16 protein-coding genes are annotated in these 15,926 nt (G+C 56.3%); 10 read left to right on the top strand and 6 right to left on the bottom strand.

The window, feature by feature from the left end:
• Window positions 1–150: 150 nt before the first annotated feature.
• The 5 genes from AC2FGB_RS15595 to coxB all read right to left on the bottom strand — a co-directional run bounded on the left by AC2FGB_RS15595 (window position 151) and on the right by coxB (window position 3,677).
• Entirely contained in the window at window positions 151–966 is an 816-nt protein-coding gene (locus AC2FGB_RS15595) for a cytochrome c oxidase subunit 3 (RefSeq protein WP_142637996.1), read from the bottom strand.
• 22 nt (window positions 967–988) lie between these two features.
• Entirely contained in the window at window positions 989–1,564 is a 576-nt protein-coding gene (locus AC2FGB_RS15600) for a cytochrome c oxidase assembly protein (protein WP_142637994.1), read from the bottom strand.
• On the bottom strand, window positions 1,564–1,725 hold the full coding sequence (locus AC2FGB_RS15605) for a cytochrome c oxidase system small membrane protein (RefSeq protein WP_185956706.1): 162 nt from the start codon (window positions 1,723–1,725) through the stop codon (window positions 1,564–1,566). Before AC2FGB_RS15605 ends, AC2FGB_RS15600 begins: the two co-directional genes overlap by 1 nt.
• Window positions 1,722–2,678, bottom strand: a complete 957-nt coding sequence (gene cyoE / locus AC2FGB_RS15610; RefSeq protein ID WP_496694276.1) for a heme o synthase — start codon at window positions 2,676–2,678, stop codon at window positions 1,722–1,724. Before cyoE ends, AC2FGB_RS15605 begins: the two co-directional genes overlap by 4 nt.
• An 87-nt stretch (window positions 2,679–2,765) precedes the next feature.
• Window positions 2,766–3,677, bottom strand: a complete 912-nt coding sequence (gene coxB / locus AC2FGB_RS15615; RefSeq protein ID WP_142637990.1) for a cytochrome c oxidase subunit II — start codon at window positions 3,675–3,677, stop codon at window positions 2,766–2,768.
• Between the two features lie 176 nt (window positions 3,678–3,853).
• On the opposite strand from coxB, the gene tldD reads away from it, so the two are divergent.
• The 5 genes from tldD to AC2FGB_RS15640 all read left to right on the top strand — a co-directional run bounded on the left by tldD (window position 3,854) and on the right by AC2FGB_RS15640 (window position 10,850).
• On the top strand, window positions 3,854–5,275 hold the full coding sequence (gene tldD / locus AC2FGB_RS15620; protein ID WP_142637988.1) for a metalloprotease TldD: 1,422 nt from the start codon (window positions 3,854–3,856) through the stop codon (window positions 5,273–5,275).
• Between the two features lie 238 nt (window positions 5,276–5,513).
• Window positions 5,514–6,644, top strand: coding sequence for a DNA-processing protein DprA (gene dprA / locus AC2FGB_RS15625; protein WP_496694277.1), 1,131 nt, complete (start codon window positions 5,514–5,516; stop codon window positions 6,642–6,644).
• Window positions 6,645–6,794: 150 nt separating this feature from the next.
• On the top strand, window positions 6,795–9,428 hold the full coding sequence (topA, locus tag AC2FGB_RS15630) for a type I DNA topoisomerase (RefSeq protein ID WP_496694278.1): 2,634 nt from the start codon (window positions 6,795–6,797) through the stop codon (window positions 9,426–9,428).
• A 91-nt stretch (window positions 9,429–9,519) separates the two neighbouring features.
• On the top strand, window positions 9,520–10,224 hold the full coding sequence (locus tag AC2FGB_RS15635; protein ID WP_142637982.1) for a CoA transferase subunit A: 705 nt from the start codon (window positions 9,520–9,522) through the stop codon (window positions 10,222–10,224).
• The gene (locus AC2FGB_RS15640) at window positions 10,224–10,850 is read left to right on the top strand and encodes a 3-oxoacid CoA-transferase subunit B (RefSeq protein WP_142637980.1); all 627 of its coding nucleotides are present in this window, start codon (window positions 10,224–10,226) and stop codon (window positions 10,848–10,850) included. Before AC2FGB_RS15635 ends, AC2FGB_RS15640 begins: the two co-directional genes overlap by 1 nt.
• Before the next feature lie 43 nt (window positions 10,851–10,893).
• Here the strand turns inward: AC2FGB_RS15640 and AC2FGB_RS15645 are convergent, their stop codons facing one another.
• Window positions 10,894–11,760, bottom strand: a complete 867-nt coding sequence (locus tag AC2FGB_RS15645; RefSeq protein ID WP_271950510.1) for a lytic transglycosylase domain-containing protein — start codon at window positions 11,758–11,760, stop codon at window positions 10,894–10,896.
• 352 nt (window positions 11,761–12,112) lie between these two features.
• On the opposite strand from AC2FGB_RS15645, the gene AC2FGB_RS15650 reads away from it, so the two are divergent.
• From AC2FGB_RS15650 to AC2FGB_RS15670, 5 genes are all read left to right on the top strand, one after another.
• On the top strand, window positions 12,113–12,319 hold the full coding sequence (locus tag AC2FGB_RS15650; protein ID WP_142637976.1) for a hypothetical protein: 207 nt from the start codon (window positions 12,113–12,115) through the stop codon (window positions 12,317–12,319).
• A gap of 81 nt (window positions 12,320–12,400) precedes the next feature.
• Window positions 12,401–12,610, top strand: coding sequence for a hypothetical protein (locus AC2FGB_RS15655; RefSeq protein ID WP_142637974.1), 210 nt, complete (start codon window positions 12,401–12,403; stop codon window positions 12,608–12,610).
• A gap of 143 nt (window positions 12,611–12,753) precedes the next feature.
• Window positions 12,754–13,635, top strand: a complete 882-nt coding sequence (gene cpaB / locus AC2FGB_RS15660) for a Flp pilus assembly protein CpaB (protein WP_271950513.1) — start codon at window positions 12,754–12,756, stop codon at window positions 13,633–13,635.
• Between the two features lie 194 nt (window positions 13,636–13,829).
• Window positions 13,830–15,236: a type II and III secretion system protein family protein gene (locus AC2FGB_RS15665; protein ID WP_142637970.1), complete on the top strand. Its 1,407-nt coding sequence runs from the start codon at window positions 13,830–13,832 to the stop codon at window positions 15,234–15,236.
• Window positions 15,237–15,253: 17 nt separating this feature from the next.
• Window positions 15,254–15,883, top strand: coding sequence for an OmpA family protein (locus AC2FGB_RS15670; RefSeq protein WP_282027744.1), 630 nt, complete (start codon window positions 15,254–15,256; stop codon window positions 15,881–15,883).
• Window positions 15,884–15,926 lie beyond the last annotated feature (43 nt).

Raw genomic sequence — 15,926 nt, forward strand, 5'->3', positions numbered from 1 at the left:
GGTCAAACCTTGTTGCAGAAACCGGCGTCTTGTTAAGGGCGGTGTGAACTGAATTGCAACCACCCATTTGTATCGGGTGCAATCTTGCACCCTGATAGAGAAAAAGCCGCCCTTGGGGGCGGCTTTTGCAATTTTGTTACCGGTCCGACGTCAGATCAAAGGGGCTTGTCCCCAGATATAGACTGCGAAGAACAGGAACAGCCAGACAACGTCAACAAAGTGCCAGTACCAGGCCGCGGCCTCGAAACCGACGTGCTTTTCCGGCGTGAAATCACCCTTCAGTGCCCGGATTAAACAGACCGACAAGAAGATGGTGCCGATAATCACGTGGAAGCCGTGAAAGCCGGTTGCCATGAAGAAGTTCGAATAGAACTGATCACCACCGAATTTCCAGCCCTCATGGGCCAGCAATTCGTAGTACTCAAAGCCCTGCAAAGCGGTAAATGCGATGCCCAAAACGATACCAATAGCGAGGCCGTTGATCAGCGCCTTCCGGTCATTGTCATGCACCAGCGCGTGGTGTGCCCAGGTGATGGCACAGCCCGAAAGCAGCAAGACCAGCGTGTTGATCAGCGGCAAGTGGAACGGGTCAACCGCGTGGATATCCGGCTGGATGTACTCGGTGCCCGCATAGTCGTACATCGGGTACATACGGTGTTTGAAGAACGACCAGAACCAGGCGAAGAAGAACATCACCTCGGACATCACGAACAGGATGAACCCATAGCGCAGGCCAATGCGCACGACCGGCGTGTGATCGCCTACACGGCTTTCGGCCACCACTTCGGACCACCAGGCGAACATGGTGTAAAGAACCGCAACAAGACCGGCCCAGAACATGTAGGAGGTGACGCCGTGCATCCAGAGGACGGCCCCGAACAACATTACAAAGCCGCCCGCGGCGCCGATCAGTGGCCAGATCGAAGGGGTCAGAATGTGGTAATCATGATTTTTTGCGTGTGCCATCAGCGTCCCTCACCTACAGGCGTTAGTTCTTGTTTGTATCAGCCTGAACATCAAGGGCGGCATAGCCCTCGGGCAGGTCAATTTCGTAGAATGTATACGACAGAGTGATCGTATGCACATATTTGGCTTCCAGATCCTCGACCATTTCGGGATCGACGAAAAAGCTCACCGGCATCTGAACCCGTTCTCCGGGTTGCAACACCTGTTCTTCAAAACAGAAACAGGCGATCTTCTGGAAATACCCACCGGCCGAATAAGGCGCAACGTTGTAAGACGCCTGACCGGCAATCGGGCGGTCCGTGGGGTTATATGCCTCATAGAAGGCCAGGCCCGTTTCACCGATGCGGATTTCCATCTGGCGCTCGACCGGCTTAAATTCCCAGGCCATGTCTTTCGCCTTTGAGGCGTCAAAGCGAACGGTAACAGTGCGCTCAAGGATGTCCTCTGGCGCGGCTTCAGCCACTCCGGTTGTGCCGCCATACCCGGTGACCCGGCAAAACCAGTCGTAAAACGGTACCGAAGCCCAGGCGAGGCTGCCCATCAGAACAACAACGCCGACGGTTTGCACGACGGTTTTTTGCGGCCCCGTGAGCGCCATCAGTTCTGCACCTCTTGCATGGCCCTGTTAAAATCGGTCCCTGAGACTTTGACGATCGTCAGCCCAAAGATCAGCACGATGAATGCAGCAAGCGTCAGGCCAACGCCCAGATTTCGGCTGAACCGACGTTGATGCAACTCATGGCTTTTGCGCAGGCTCATGCCCAGCCTCCCAGCCCGTAAGGCTTCAGCAGTGCTTCGGCAAGGATCGCGCCGAAATGCAGGAAAAGATACAGCAGCGAGAGCTTGAAAAAGCCACGCTCAACTTTGAAGTTATCAGCCTCGGAGTCATCCTCGGTCCGACGCGATATTGCCCATGCTCCGCGCAGGAACAACGCGTTCAGTACAATAGCGACAGTCAGATAGATCGGACCGCCGATTGCCGAAAAGCCGGTTCCAATCGCAAGCACTGCCAGCAGAACGGTGTAGACCAGAATATGCCAGCGCGTCGCCCGCCGACCATGGGTTACCGTCAACATCGGCACACCCGCATCGTCGTAATCCGACCGCATAAACAGGGCCAGCGCCCAGAAATGCGGCGGCGTCCACATGAAGGTGAGGGCAAACATCAGCCAAGGTTCAACGGACATGGATCCGGTTGCAGCGACCCAGCCGATGACCGGCGGGAAAGCCCCAGCTGCGCCGCCAATCACGATGTTCTGTGGCGTCGAGCGCTTGAGCCACATCGTGTAGACAACGACATAGAAGAAGATGGTGAAGCCCAGAAAGGCTCCGGCGAACCAGTTGGTTGCAAGACCCAACATGATCACCGACAGGCCGGACAGTGCCAGGCCCAAGGCCATCGCTTCGCCCTCTTGTACCTTGCCCGACGGTATTGGGCGACCTTTGGTGCGATTCATAACGCGGTCGATATCTGCATCCCACCACATGTTCAGCGCGCCGGATGCGCCACCTCCGATGGCAATGAACAATATCGCGCAGAACCCAACGAACGGATGTACCGGTACCGGCGCTGCCAGCAGACCAACAAGCGCCGTGAATACAACCAGCGACATCACGCGCGGCTTCAGCAGGGCGAAGTAATCGCCAAAGCTGGCCTCATTCGCATACGCTTGGGCGGTCGTTTGGCTTGCATTGATGCTTGCGTCGCTCATCTCGGGTCCTTTTGGGGCGAAGGCTGTGCGATCTCTCGCACAGCCTGCATCTTGTAGCAGGCGGGACGCATCCCGCCCTTATTGAAATCAGTTCGAAGCGACCTGATAATTCTGCGGCAGGCCCGCATACTCGTCGATCGCACCTTTCAGCCAAGCGTCATACGCCTCTTGGCTGACAACTTTGACAGTGATCGGCATATAGGCATGGTCCTTGCCGCACAGTTCCGAACACTGGCCGAAATAGATGCCTTCCTTTTCGGCCTCAAACCACAGCTCAGCCAGGCGTCCGGGTACACCGTCCTGCTTCACACCGAAGGACGGAATGGTCCAGGAATGGATCACGTCGGACGCAGTAACTTGCATCACGATGACCTTGCCAACCGGGACAACAACCGCTGTGTCGGTGGCCAGCAGCCACTCATCGTCGCTATACCCTGCGTCTGCCAGCTTGGCCCGCATCGCGTCATCCAGGACAAATGCCGTCACGTCCGCATCGGCGGGGCGAGTACCTTCGTCCAACGTGGCTGGGTGGCCGAGCAGATAGCTGTCGAATGCAAAATCGTGATCGACATACTCATATGTCCAATACCACTGGTTGCCGACAACCTTGATAACGACATCACCTTCGGGAATTTCCTGCTGCTTGAACAGAACCGGCAGAGAGAAAGCACCGATGAATACTAGAATCAGAATCGGACCCAACGTCCAGACGATCTCGACCGGAGTATAGTGCGAGAATCGCGCCGGGGTCGGGTTGACGCGTTGGTTATAACGCATGATGCAGTAAACCAGCAGGCCCGCAACGAATATGCAGATCGCGGTAATAATCACCAGAATCATATTATCCAGGCGATGAATCCCCTCGGCAAGGCTTGTGGCTGCAGGCTGGAATCCTATGCCGCCGTCAACCGGCTGACCGATAATCTCAAGCTCCTGAGCCATGGCGGGAAGGCTGGAGAGGGCTGTCATAAGCCCCGAAAGCTTCAAAGCGTTCTTCATTTTCTGTCCTGATCGTTTGATCTTTGCGTCCCTGGCGAAAAGGTGTGAATCGGCCACACCTCACCCGTTGTCTTTGGCCGCGTTAAAAACCATATTCCTGCGGGTAGATAAAGCAAAATGCTTGCGTCAAACAGACGCTATTTTTGATCTGGATCAAACTCGAAAGGTCCCAAGAGATGCCCAACGACCCGTTTCGCCCGTTTGAAAGCGCTCTTCCACATGACGAAGCGCTTGCAGTACTGCAATCCGCCACCGCCGGGGCCGAGGACGGAGAACTGTACGTTGAACGCCGGAAATCCGAGTCTCTGGTCTTTGATGACGGGCGCTTGCGGACCGCTTCTTATGACGCGTCCGAAGGTTTCGGCCTGCGCGCCGTGCAGGGCGAAGTGGCAGGCTATGCGCATTCAACGGACGTCTCGATTCCTGCCCTGAAACGGGCCGCCGAGACCGCGCGGCTTGCGGTCGGTGATGGTGGCGGAACGCTAGCTGATGCCCCCCGGGCCACCAACAAGCGCCTCTATACAGACGAAGACCCGATCGAATCTGCCAGTTTTCCCGTCAAGATCGAAACATTGCGCGAGATTGACGCCTTTGCCCGTGATCTTGATCCGCGTGTAGTACAGGTCAGCGCCACTATTGCTGCTGCGGTGCAGGAGGTTGAGATTCTACGCCCTGACGGCATTCTGGTCCGCGATGTCCGCCCCATGACCCGGTTGAATATCTCAGTCATCGTGGAACAGAACGGCCGTCGTGAGAGCGGCTCGACCGGTGGAGGTGGCCGGATCGGCCTGGACGGGCTGATCGACCCAACCGACTGGCAGGATAAAGCCCGCGAGGCCCTTCGCATCGCCATGGTCAACCTCGAGGCTGTTCCCGCCCCTGCGGGCGTGATGGAGGTCGCACTGGGCCCTGGCTGGCCCGGCATCTTGCTGCACGAAGCAATCGGCCACGGCCTTGAAGGGGATTTCAACCGCAAGGGCAGTTCCGCCTTTGCCGGGCTGATGGGTCAACAGATCGCGTCCAAAGGTGTTACGGTCGTTGATGACGGCACAATCGCAGACCGGCGCGGGTCAATCAGCGTCGATGATGAGGGCACACCCAGTTCGCGCACTGTGCTGATCGAAGACGGCATCCTGACCGGATATATGCAGGATCGCCAAAACGCCCGTCTGATGGGTGTTGCGCCAACCGGGAATGGGCGGCGTCAAAGCTATGCCCATAAACCAATGCCACGGATGACAAATACAATCATGCTGGGTGGCGATGCCGATCCCGCCGCTTTGGTAGCCGATATAAAGGATGGCATCTGGGCGGTTGGCTTTGGCGGCGGCCAGGTGGATATCACCAATGGCAAGTTCGTGTTTTCCTGCACCGAGGCATACCGGGTTGAAAACGGCAAAATCGGCGCGCCGGTCAAAGGGGCAACATTGATTGGCGATGGCCCCTCTGCCCTCAAACGCGTTCGCGGGTTGGGCAACGACATGGCCTTGGATCCGGGAATGGGCACTTGCGGCAAGGATGGTCAATGGGTGCCTGTGGGCGTTGGCCAACCTACGGTCCTGATGGATGGGCTGACGATTGGCGGATCGGCGGCCTAATTAGAATCGGTCACTGCTTCCAAAGCGCAGGGTTAACGCCCGCTTTGGATATGCATTGATACTTTGCGGAGAGGTGTTTTCCGACTTCCGACTCGGCTGTATTTTTTGCCGTTGTTTTTCAACAACCTACGCAACTGAGACACCCGAGCCTCGAAATATATCCGGAAAATTTGACGGGATTCACACGCTGTTAACCCTGGCAGCCGTAAACCAGTTCTGCAATCAGACGGAGCAACGGATGACCGAAGAGCAGCTTTCTTCCAATCACCCCACACTCCCACCCACCACGGAAGAGGATCGGTTTTCCTGGCTTCGTCTGTTGCGTTCTCGCAAAGTGGGCCCGGCGACGTTTCGGCGGCTGCTTCGCGAACATGGCTCGGCGCAGAATGCGCTGGCCGCGCTGCCGGAAATGGCACGCGCTGCCGGAATAGAAGGGTATGAAATCTGCCCGCCCGGCGTGATTGAGGCGGAACTCAAGGCCGCAAAAGCTGCCAATGCGCGGCTTTTTTGCCTAGGGTCCGCCGATTTCCCATCCGCTTTACATGATCTGAATGATGCTCCGCCAATGTTGTGGGCAATCGGGGACACCTCTCTTTTACAGCGCCCCTCGGTCGCTATGGTCGGTGCCCGCAACTGCTCATCTCTGGGCGCGCGAATGGCGCGCGGATTGGCGACCGATCTGGGAAAACAGGGTTATGTGATCGTTTCTGGCCTGGCCCGCGGGATTGATACCGCGGCGCACCTAGCCACGGTTGAAACAGGCACCATCGCCGTTATGGCGGGGGGGGTCGACGTGGTTTACCCTGCTGAAAATACCGATCTTGCCGCTGAAATCGCAGGTTCCGGGCTGCGCGTCTCGGAGCAACCCATGGGCGTCACGCCACAGGCGCGCCATTTCCCGCGTCGCAACCGGATCATCTCGGGCCTGGCAAAGGCCGTTATTGTGGTCGAAGCCGCCGCCAAATCCGGCAGCCTGATTACAGCGCGCGACGCCTTGGACCAGGGGCGCGATGTTCTGGCTGTGCCCGGACACCCGTTTGACGCACGCGCGGCTGGCTGCAACCTGCTGATCCGCGACGGTGCTACTTTGATAAGGTCTGCAGAAGATGTGATCGAAGCGCTACCGCAGCAAGCGAACCTATTCGAACCCCAGCAAATGCTCCAAAAGAATTTACCCCGCACACCATGCTCAACCAATGACCTGGAACGCCTAATTCTGACCCGGCTCGGCCCCTCTCCTATCGCCGAAGACCAGTTGATCCGCGATGTTGAGGCGACGGCGGGTGAAATTGCCCCGGTTTTGGTCGATCTGGAACTGGCCGGACGTATTCAACGCCAACCCGGGGGTCTACTGTCATTGACCGCCTGAGTGTTGGATACCCAATCTTACACAGGTATCCCATTGAAATCGCGTATAAATCCTTGCTTTCGAAGGAACGCATTGACAATTCGCTCTTGCCCTACACATCTTGCACACTCATAGAAGGCGCCAATTCCGTCGAGCGAGGTTTCCCCTTAAATGCCTGTAGTTGTTGTAGAATCCCCTGCCAAGGCCAAAACAATCAATAAATATCTTGGCCCGGACTACACGGTTCTGGCGTCTTACGGCCATGTTCGAGATCTGCCGCCCAAAGATGGCTCGGTCGATACCGAGGATGAGTTTGCGATGAAATGGGAGGTCGGGAACGACAGCCGCAAACATGTCAAAGCCATCGCCGACGCGCTGAAAGAAGACAACGCCCTGATCCTCGCCACCGACCCCGATCGTGAGGGTGAAGCGATCAGTTGGCATTTGCAGGAAGCACTGACCAAACGCCGGTCGATCAAAAAGGATACGCCTGTCAGCCGGGTGACCTTCAACGCCATCACCAAGGACGCAGTGACCGAGGCAATGCGAAACCCCCGTCAGGTGGACATGCCACTTGTCGAGGCCTATCTGGCCCGCCGTGCGCTGGATTATCTTGTGGGGTTCAACCTGTCGCCCGTCTTGTGGCGCAAACTGCCTGGTGCAAAATCCGCAGGCCGCGTGCAGTCTGTCTGCCTGCGCCTGATCGTCGAGAGAGAGATGGAAATCGAGGCGTTCAAACCGGTGGAATACTGGTCGGTGCGCGCCCTGTTCGAAACACCCCGTGGTCAGACCTATGAAGCACGCCTGGTCACACTGGCCGGTAAAAAGCTGGACAAGCACGATCTGTCCAACTCAACCCAGGCCGAACTGGCGGTGCAGGCGATCACCAGCCGCGCGCTCAGTGTCACTTCGGTCGAGGCGAAACCCGCCGCTCGAAATCCCAGCGCACCCTTCATGACCTCGACCCTGCAGCAAGAGGCCAGCCGCAAGTTCGGCATGGGTGCGCGTCACGCGATGCAAGTGGCACAGCGCTTGTATGAGGCCGGCTACATTACCTATATGCGAACCGATGGCATCGACATGGCCCCCGAGGCCGTGGCGGCTACGCGCGAGACCATCGCCGACCGCTATGGCGCGGAATATGTGCCGGACAGCCCTCGCATCTATAAGAACAAGGCAAAGAACGCGCAGGAAGCCCACGAATGCATCCGGCCTACGGATATGACCCGCGATGCCAAAGCACTGAAGGTAACGGACGACGATCAGCGCAAGCTCTATGACCTGATCTGGAAACGCACCATTGCCTGCCAGATGGCTGCTGCCCGGCTGGAACGCACAACTGTCGAAATCGGCAGCGAAGATGGGCAGGTTGGCCTGCGCGCGACCGGTCAGGTGGTGATGTTTGACGGGTTCATGCGTGTCTATGAAGAAGGCCGCGATGATGTCGCCGATGAGGATGACAAACGCCTGCCCCAGATCATGCAGGGCGACCCTGCACGGTTCTCTAAAACCACGTTGCGGGATCAGTTCACCAAAGCGACAAGCGATGGCACGGACCGGGCCGCGAAAAAGGCTATTCTGTCAGACAATGAATCAGTTCTGGCGCTGCAACATCACACTCAACCGCCGCCGCGCTATACCGAGGCGACGCTGGTCAAGCGGATGGAAGAGTTGGGGATCGGGCGACCGTCGACCTATGCCTCGATTGTCACAACGATTCAGGACCGGGAATATGTACGCAAGGACAAGAACCGGCTGATCCCCGAAGAAAAGGGGCGGATCGTCACGATTTTTCTGCTGAACTTCTTCCGTCAGTATGTCGGTTATGAATTCACCGCCAATCTGGAAGAACAGCTGGACGATGTGAGTGCAGGTGATCGGGACTATAAGGATCTGCTGAGCAAATTCTGGCGCGACTTCTCGGCCGCGATTGGCGAGACATCGGAACTGCGCATTTCCGAAGTGCTGGACAAACTGGACGAAGCACTGGCACCGCAGCTCTATCCGCCACGCGAGGATGGATCTGACCCGCGTGTCTGTCCGAAATGCGGCGCGGGCCAGTTGCACCTGAAAACTTCACGCACTGGCGGGTTCGTCGGCTGTGGCAACTATCCCGAATGCACCTATACCCGTCCTATCGCCGGTGAAGGTGCAGAGGGTGAAGAGCGCCTGCTGGGTGAAGATTCAGGTGATGATATCTGGCTGAAGACCGGTCGGTTCGGGCCTTATGTTCAACGTGGAGAGCCAACGCCTGAGAACAAGAAACCTCCGCGCGCCTCGCTGCCACGTGGCTGGAGCAAGGATGATATGGATCTGGACAAGGCGCTGACATTGCTATCCCTGCCCCGCCAGATTGGTGAGCACCCCGAGGGCGGTATGATCAGCTCGAATTTCGGGCGGTTCGGACCATATCTGATGCACCAGCTGGCGGATGAGGCCAAACCGGTTTATGCAAACCTCAAAGACCCCAATGACGTGTTCGAGATCGGCATGAACCGCGCGGTCGAATTGCTTGCTGAAAAGCGCTCCAATCCGGGACGCGGACGCCGGGCTGCGGCCAAAGCGCTGAAAGAACTGGGGGAACATCCCGATGGTGGCGCAATGCAGGTTCTGGATGGGCGCTATGGTCCATATGTGAAGTGGGAAAAGGTCAACGCGACCATTCCCAAGGACATCAAACCCGAGGACGTAACGCAGGAAATGGCCATCGAACTGGTCAATGAGCGCGCGGCCCTGAAAGGGACCAAGAAAAAGGCGGGGCCCAAGAAAAAAGCCGCCAAGAAGACAACCAAGAAGGCCGGTTAGGTAGAAATACCACCCTTCGCCCGGTTTCATTGACTTCCCCGTGACGTGACGGCACAACCTGCCCAACACCATCTCATTGGGGGAGTTTTCCATGAAGAAAATCTATGCCAATGCCAACGAAGCGCTCGATGGCGTACTTTCGGATGGCATGTTGATCGCCGCTGGCGGGTTTGGCCTGTGCGGGATTCCCGAGCTGCTGCTTGAGGCAATCAAGACCTCGGGTGCCAAAGACCTGACCTTTGCCTCGAACAATGCGGGCGTGGACGATTTCGGTATCGGTATCCTGCTGCAAACGAAGCAGGTCAAAAAGATGATCAGTTCATATGTGGGCGAAAACGCCGAATTCATGCGTCAGTACCTCAGCGGTGAGCTTGAACTGGAATTCAACCCTCAAGGCACCCTGGCCGAACGGATGCGCGCAGGTGGTGCCGGGATCCCGGGTTTCTACACAAAAACGGGCGTAGGCACCGTTATCGCCGATGGCAAAGAACACAAGGACTTCAACGGCGAGACCTATATTCTCGAAGAAGGTATTTTTGCAGATCTGGCGATTATCAAGGCGTGGAAAGCCGACGACACCGGCAATCTGGTGTTCCGCAAAACCGCCCGAAACTTCAACGTGCCCGCCGCCACTTGCGGTAAGATCTGTGTGGTCGAAGTTGAAGAGATCGTGCCCCGTGGCTCTCTGGACCCTGACATGATCCACCTACCTGGAATTTACGTGCATCGTATCATTCAGGGCAATCACGAAAAGCGCATCGAACAGCGCACCACCCGCAAGAAGGAGGACGCATAATGCCCTGGGACCGGAATCAGATGGCCGCCCGCGCGGCGCAAGAGCTGGAAGACGGCATGTATGTAAACCTCGGCATCGGTATCCCGACGCTGGTGGCAAATTATGTTGGCGACAAGGATATCACCCTGCAATCCGAAAACGGAATGCTTGGTATGGGTCCCTTTCCTTTCGAGGGCGACGAAGACCCGGACCTGATCAACGCAGGCAAGCAGACGATCACCGAACTGTCTCGGACTGCTTATTTCGACAGCGCTACGTCTTTCGCCATGATCCGGGGCGGCAAAATCGCCGCGGCAATCCTGGGTGCCATGGAAGTGGATGAAAAAGGCGATCTGGCCAACTGGATGATTCCCGGCAAGCTGGTCAAAGGCATGGGCGGCGCGATGGATTTGGTTGCAGGTGTCGGACGTGTGATCGTGGTTATGGATCACACCAACAAACACGGTGAATCGAAAGTGCTGAAAGAGTGCACCCTGCCGCTGACCGGCAAGGGTGTTGTGGATCGCATCATCACCAATTTTGGAGTTCTGGATGTGGTCGATGGCGGCCTGAAGATCGTAGAGCTCGCAGATGGTGTCAGCGAAGATGAGATGCGCGCCGCGACACAGGCGACGATTGTCGACTGATCAATTCACCTAATGGCAAGGCCCACTTCAGTGTGGGCCTTGGTCAATTAAGAGCCTGAAACACGCACCCGTCAGAAATCAACTCGGGCGGTGTCGAACACAGCGCTCGCGCCACCTGAAAAGCCGCGAGAACCTTGGGCACATAGTCCCGTGTTTCCGCATAAGGCGGTACACCACCATGTTTGCGAACCGCGCCCTCGCCCGCATTATATCCGGCCAGGACCAGGATCGGGTCGTTTCCAAACTCTTCCATCAGCCAGTTCAGGTATTTCACTCCGCCCGAGATGTTCTGCCCCGGGTGAAGGCTGTCCTCGACCCCAAATCGTTTCGCGGTCGCGGGCATAAGCTGCATCAGCCCCTGCGCCCCGGCCGAACTTTCCGCCTTCTCCCGGCCTGCCGATTCAACCGAGATGACGGCCAGCACCAACGCAGGCGACACATTTGTCCCTACGGTCGAGCGTAAAATGTCGATCCCCTGCCGCTGAGCAATATTCTGAAGCGTCTGCAATCGGGGCGAGGCTACGTTTATGGCGGCTAGCGCATTTATCGAATCCTGCAAACGACCCGAACTGGCTTCATCTATCCCGGGTGAGATCCTGTCCCAGAACGCTTTATAAGACCCGACGGGTTTGTTTTGCGGTGAAATTCCCGGAAGCCCCGGAGGCGTAACACGTGTCCTCGCGATAATCTCAGGAACTACGATCTCAGCCCCTGTGCTGGGCGCCGAAGGTGCTGAGGCATGTTCTGTAGGCGATATCTGAACGGTAATGCGCGGGCGCTGACCGGGCTTGGCTGCTTTGATCCGTTTATATACGCCACGCGGTTCGACTTCGTTGGCGGGGACAGACACAGGTGCGGACACCACTGCCAGCGCCAAGCCGGCGCAAGTTATTGCGTTCCGGAGATTCATTTGCCTGCCTCATGTTCTCTTTTGCGTCGATTTGAACCCCGAATCTGTCTGTAAGGCCAGAAAAACAATGTGAATTGGGGCAATTTCGCCTCATTTGGCGCCATTTTGCATCGGGTTTTATCGGTACTCGTACGAAGGGATTATTTTTATTTCTTTAATTTCAATTAGTTAATCGGAAAGCTACCAAAAAGTTAAGCTGAGGCACAAAAATTTGGGGTTTGGCCCAATTCCTGCCACGCCCAACAGGCAAACATAATGCCATACCGAGACGATCGGGAGCGGACTGAGAGACGAAGCTCTGGAAGACGCCGAGGTTCATTAGACTTATTAGATCCTTTAGGAGGGACGTAACATGATCAAGTTCATCAAGAACTTCACCACTGACGAAGACGGCGCCGTAACAGTAGACTGGGTCGTTCTGACCGCAGCTGTTGTTGGCCTGGCCGCTGTTGCTTGGACACAGGTTAGCGACGGTGTCGACGATCTGGCTGGCGACATTGACACCGCCCTGACGGGTGTTGTTGTTACTGCACCTAACGCGGGCCCAACAACCCCGTAATTATTTAGATAGAATTTTGAAGGGGGCTGCGCTCGTCAGATCGCGGCCCCCTTTTTTATAGAAAAAAGACGAGGTCCTGCGATGAAGGGTATTTCAAAATTCTTATCCGGGGAACATGGCGCAATCACCGTTGATTGGGTGGTGCTTACTGCTGCGCTGGTCGGCCTTGGACTTGTCACCGTATTCAACTTGACGGGCGGGGTACAACACGTCGATACCGAGACGGGTAACGCACTTCGCGGTATCGAGGTCTATTCTGCGAATCAGGAACAGGCATCGGAATCAGATTGATCATTCTGGCACTAAGGACACGGGCGTCAAAAAAATACTTCATTGTCCCCCTTTTCGACACAATTCTCCTGTAACCAATAGTCAGTTGAAGTCGTATTCCCTATGACGACTGACATCGCATACAAATAAACGAGGGAACGCGCATGCGTGCAGTATTTGGACTTGTCCTGATTGTTGGGGTGGCTCTGGCAGGAGGAGCCGTTTATATGGCGCGGGACTATATTTCTCAGTATCAGGCGGAATTGGCCAGAGAACGTTTGGCGGCTCAGGAAGCATTGGCAAATGTTAAGTCCGTCCCGACGGTGGACGTTCTGGTTTCGAACCGTGCTCTTAAATATGGTGAGCGTCTGGTCGCCGAAGATGTGCGGATCGTGAAATGGCCTGAGGATGCAATTCCCGAAGGAAGCTTCCTCGAAATGGCCGTCCTTTTTCCAGAGGACGCCAGTGGCGACCGCTTCGTTCTGAGGACCATGGAAAAAGACGAAGCCCTGATGGAGGTCAAAGTAACCAAACCAGGCGAGGCAGCGGGTCTGACATCACGAATCGCGAAAGGTAAGCGCGCATTTGCAATCAGCGTGGACGTTGCTTCGGGCGTATCCGGCTTCCTTCGCCCTGGTGACAGTATCGATGTTTATTGGACCGGTTCGTATGGTGGCGGAATCGATGGGTCGCGCGGCGAAATCACCCGCCTGATTCAAACCAGCATTGAGTTGATCGCTGTTGACCAGAGCGCCGGGTCCGATCTGACCGGAGCCACGATCGCGCGCACCGTTACGGTCGCTGCTACTCCGGAACAAATCGCGGCACTGGCTCAGGCTCAGAACACCGGCCGCCTGTCTTTGGCGCTGGTTGGCGTGCAAGACGACACAATCGCAAGCGCGGTCGAGGTTGACCAAAGAAAACTTCTGGGCATTAAAGATGTCGTCCCCGTGGCACCCAAAATCGCGGAAGAGGTCTGTACGGTCAAGACGCGCCGCGGTGCCGAGATCGTCGATACGGGAATAGTAACACCCTGCACAAACTAACAGAAAATCAGTGCGTTACATGACCGGGGCCGCGCGAATTGCGCGGCCCTAATTTGTTCGCATGTTGCGCATTGTCCACATAAGGAAAATTCCAGAAACCATTGATTATTGCAATAAATTCTCAATTCGCGCAGTGTTATCAGACATAAGGCAGTAGCCGCATAAAACGAGGCGTGATCGGAGAGGCAGGTCACATGAAAAGAAGTTCCTGGATAAGCGCAGCCCTATTGGGCTTGGCGCTCGTAGTTGGCCCAGTCGGCAATGCTGCCTGGGCTGAAACACTTCGCGTGGTAAAGAAGGGTACAGCGGAAACGCTTGATGTGCCAATGAACCGCGCAATAGTTGTGGAAAGTGAGCAACCGTTTGCCGAACTCAGCATCGCCAATGCAGGCATCGCTGATATTTCGTCGCTTTCGGATCGTACTATCTATGTTTTGGGTAAGGCTCCTGGCCTGACGACCCTGACATTGTTCGACGGCGCAGGTAATCTACTTGCTAATGTTCGGGTCCGTGTGGCACCGGATGTTACCGAGTTTAAAGAACGTCTGCGCCAGATTTTGCCAACCGAGCCTATCGAAGTTCGCACCGCCAATGACGGTATCGTTCTTTCTGGCACAATTTCTAGCGCTGCCAAGTTGGCGCGGGCATTGGAGCTGGCAGAGCGCTATGCACCGGAGCGCGTATCGAACCTGATGTCGGTTGGCGGCGTTCAGCAGGTCATGCTGAAAGTGCGCTTTGCCGAGATGAATCGGTCGGTGGCTAAAAGCCTGACTGCATCGCTTGGTTTCGGCGGCAGTGATGTGACTGGCGGTATCAACACGCTGAACAATGCTGGTGCTTTGGCAAATGCCCTGAACAACAACATTCCGGCGGTACAGACGAATACCGGCGCAATTCTGTTCGGCTTTGGCGCAGGCTCCACACAGGTTCGTCTGCTGCTGGAGGCGCTCGAGTCCAAAGGACTGGCGCGCAGCCTTGCAGAGCCTAACCTATCCGCACTTTCGGGTCAGGAAGCGACGTTCCTTGCAGGTGGTGAAGTTCCTATTCCGGTACCGCAGGACGACGGCGTAATTGCGATTGAATACAAAGCCTTCGGTGTTGAAATCGACTTTATCCCCCGCGTTGTGGATGGTGATCTGATCAACCTTGAAATGGCTGCTGCTGTGTCAGCTATCGATGGTTCGTCGAACTTCACCATTCAAGGTGATAATGTTCCATCTTTCATCACACGCCAGACCAGCACAACGGTTGAGCTGCGCGATGGTGAAAGCTTTGCGATCGCTGGCTTGATCCAGGATGATTTCACCGACCTGAACAGCCAGATTCCTTGGTTGGGTGACGTCCCGGTTCTTGGCGCCCTCTTCCGCAGCGCGGAATATCAGCGTCAGCAAAGTGAACTGGTGATCATCATCACAGCCCACCTTGTGTCGCCGACTCGTGGCGAGGCACTGGCTCTGCCTACGGATCGGGTCAAACCGCCCAGCGAATTTGATCTGTTCGTCAATGGCAAAGTCGGTCGGACTGAACGTCTGGGTGCCGGTGCAGCTTCGGAAGTCGCGAATCAGGACTTCGGTAGCTCGTACGGCTACGTCCTGGATTGATTAGGAGGATAGGACCAATGCAGAAGTGGATCATCACACTGGGTCTTTCGGTCGCTGTCGCCGCATGTACGCGTGAGGCCGGATACGAAGCCGATCAGGGCGCGTTCGGGAATGCGACACTGAACAACATTCAAGTAATGAATGGCGAACTGACATATGCCCAGATCCTGGGCCAACGGTTCGCAGCCGAAGTGCCGACCCAGATCAACTTTGATTTCAACAGCGCTCAACTGGACGAAACAGCTCAGCGAGTACTCTTGCGTCAGGCGAACTGGATCAAACAGTTCCCCGAGGCACGGTTCCGGGTCTATGGCCATACGGATGCTGTTGGATCAACGGCATATAACCAAAGCCTGGGCCAGCGGCGCGCGAATGCGGCTGTTGCGTTCCTTACGCGGCAGGGTATCTCTCGCTCGCGGTTGGAGGCGGTTGTTTCATTCGGTAAGTCTCGACCTCTCGTGGCTACGCCGGATCGAGACCGTCGCAACAGGCGCACCGTGACCGAAGTATCAGGCTTCGTTGATCGTGCGCCCCAGCTACTCGATGGCAAATACGCCGCTATCGTCAATCGTGAGTACGTGGAAAGCGCGGTTTATGAATCACAGCTGCGCCGCGAAACCGCTATTGGCGATACAAGCGAACAATAAACTGTGATTGGGCGACATCGTCGCCCAATTCCCTACAATTGGT

Source organism: Ruegeria sp. CDSC021 (assembly GCF_059610845.1).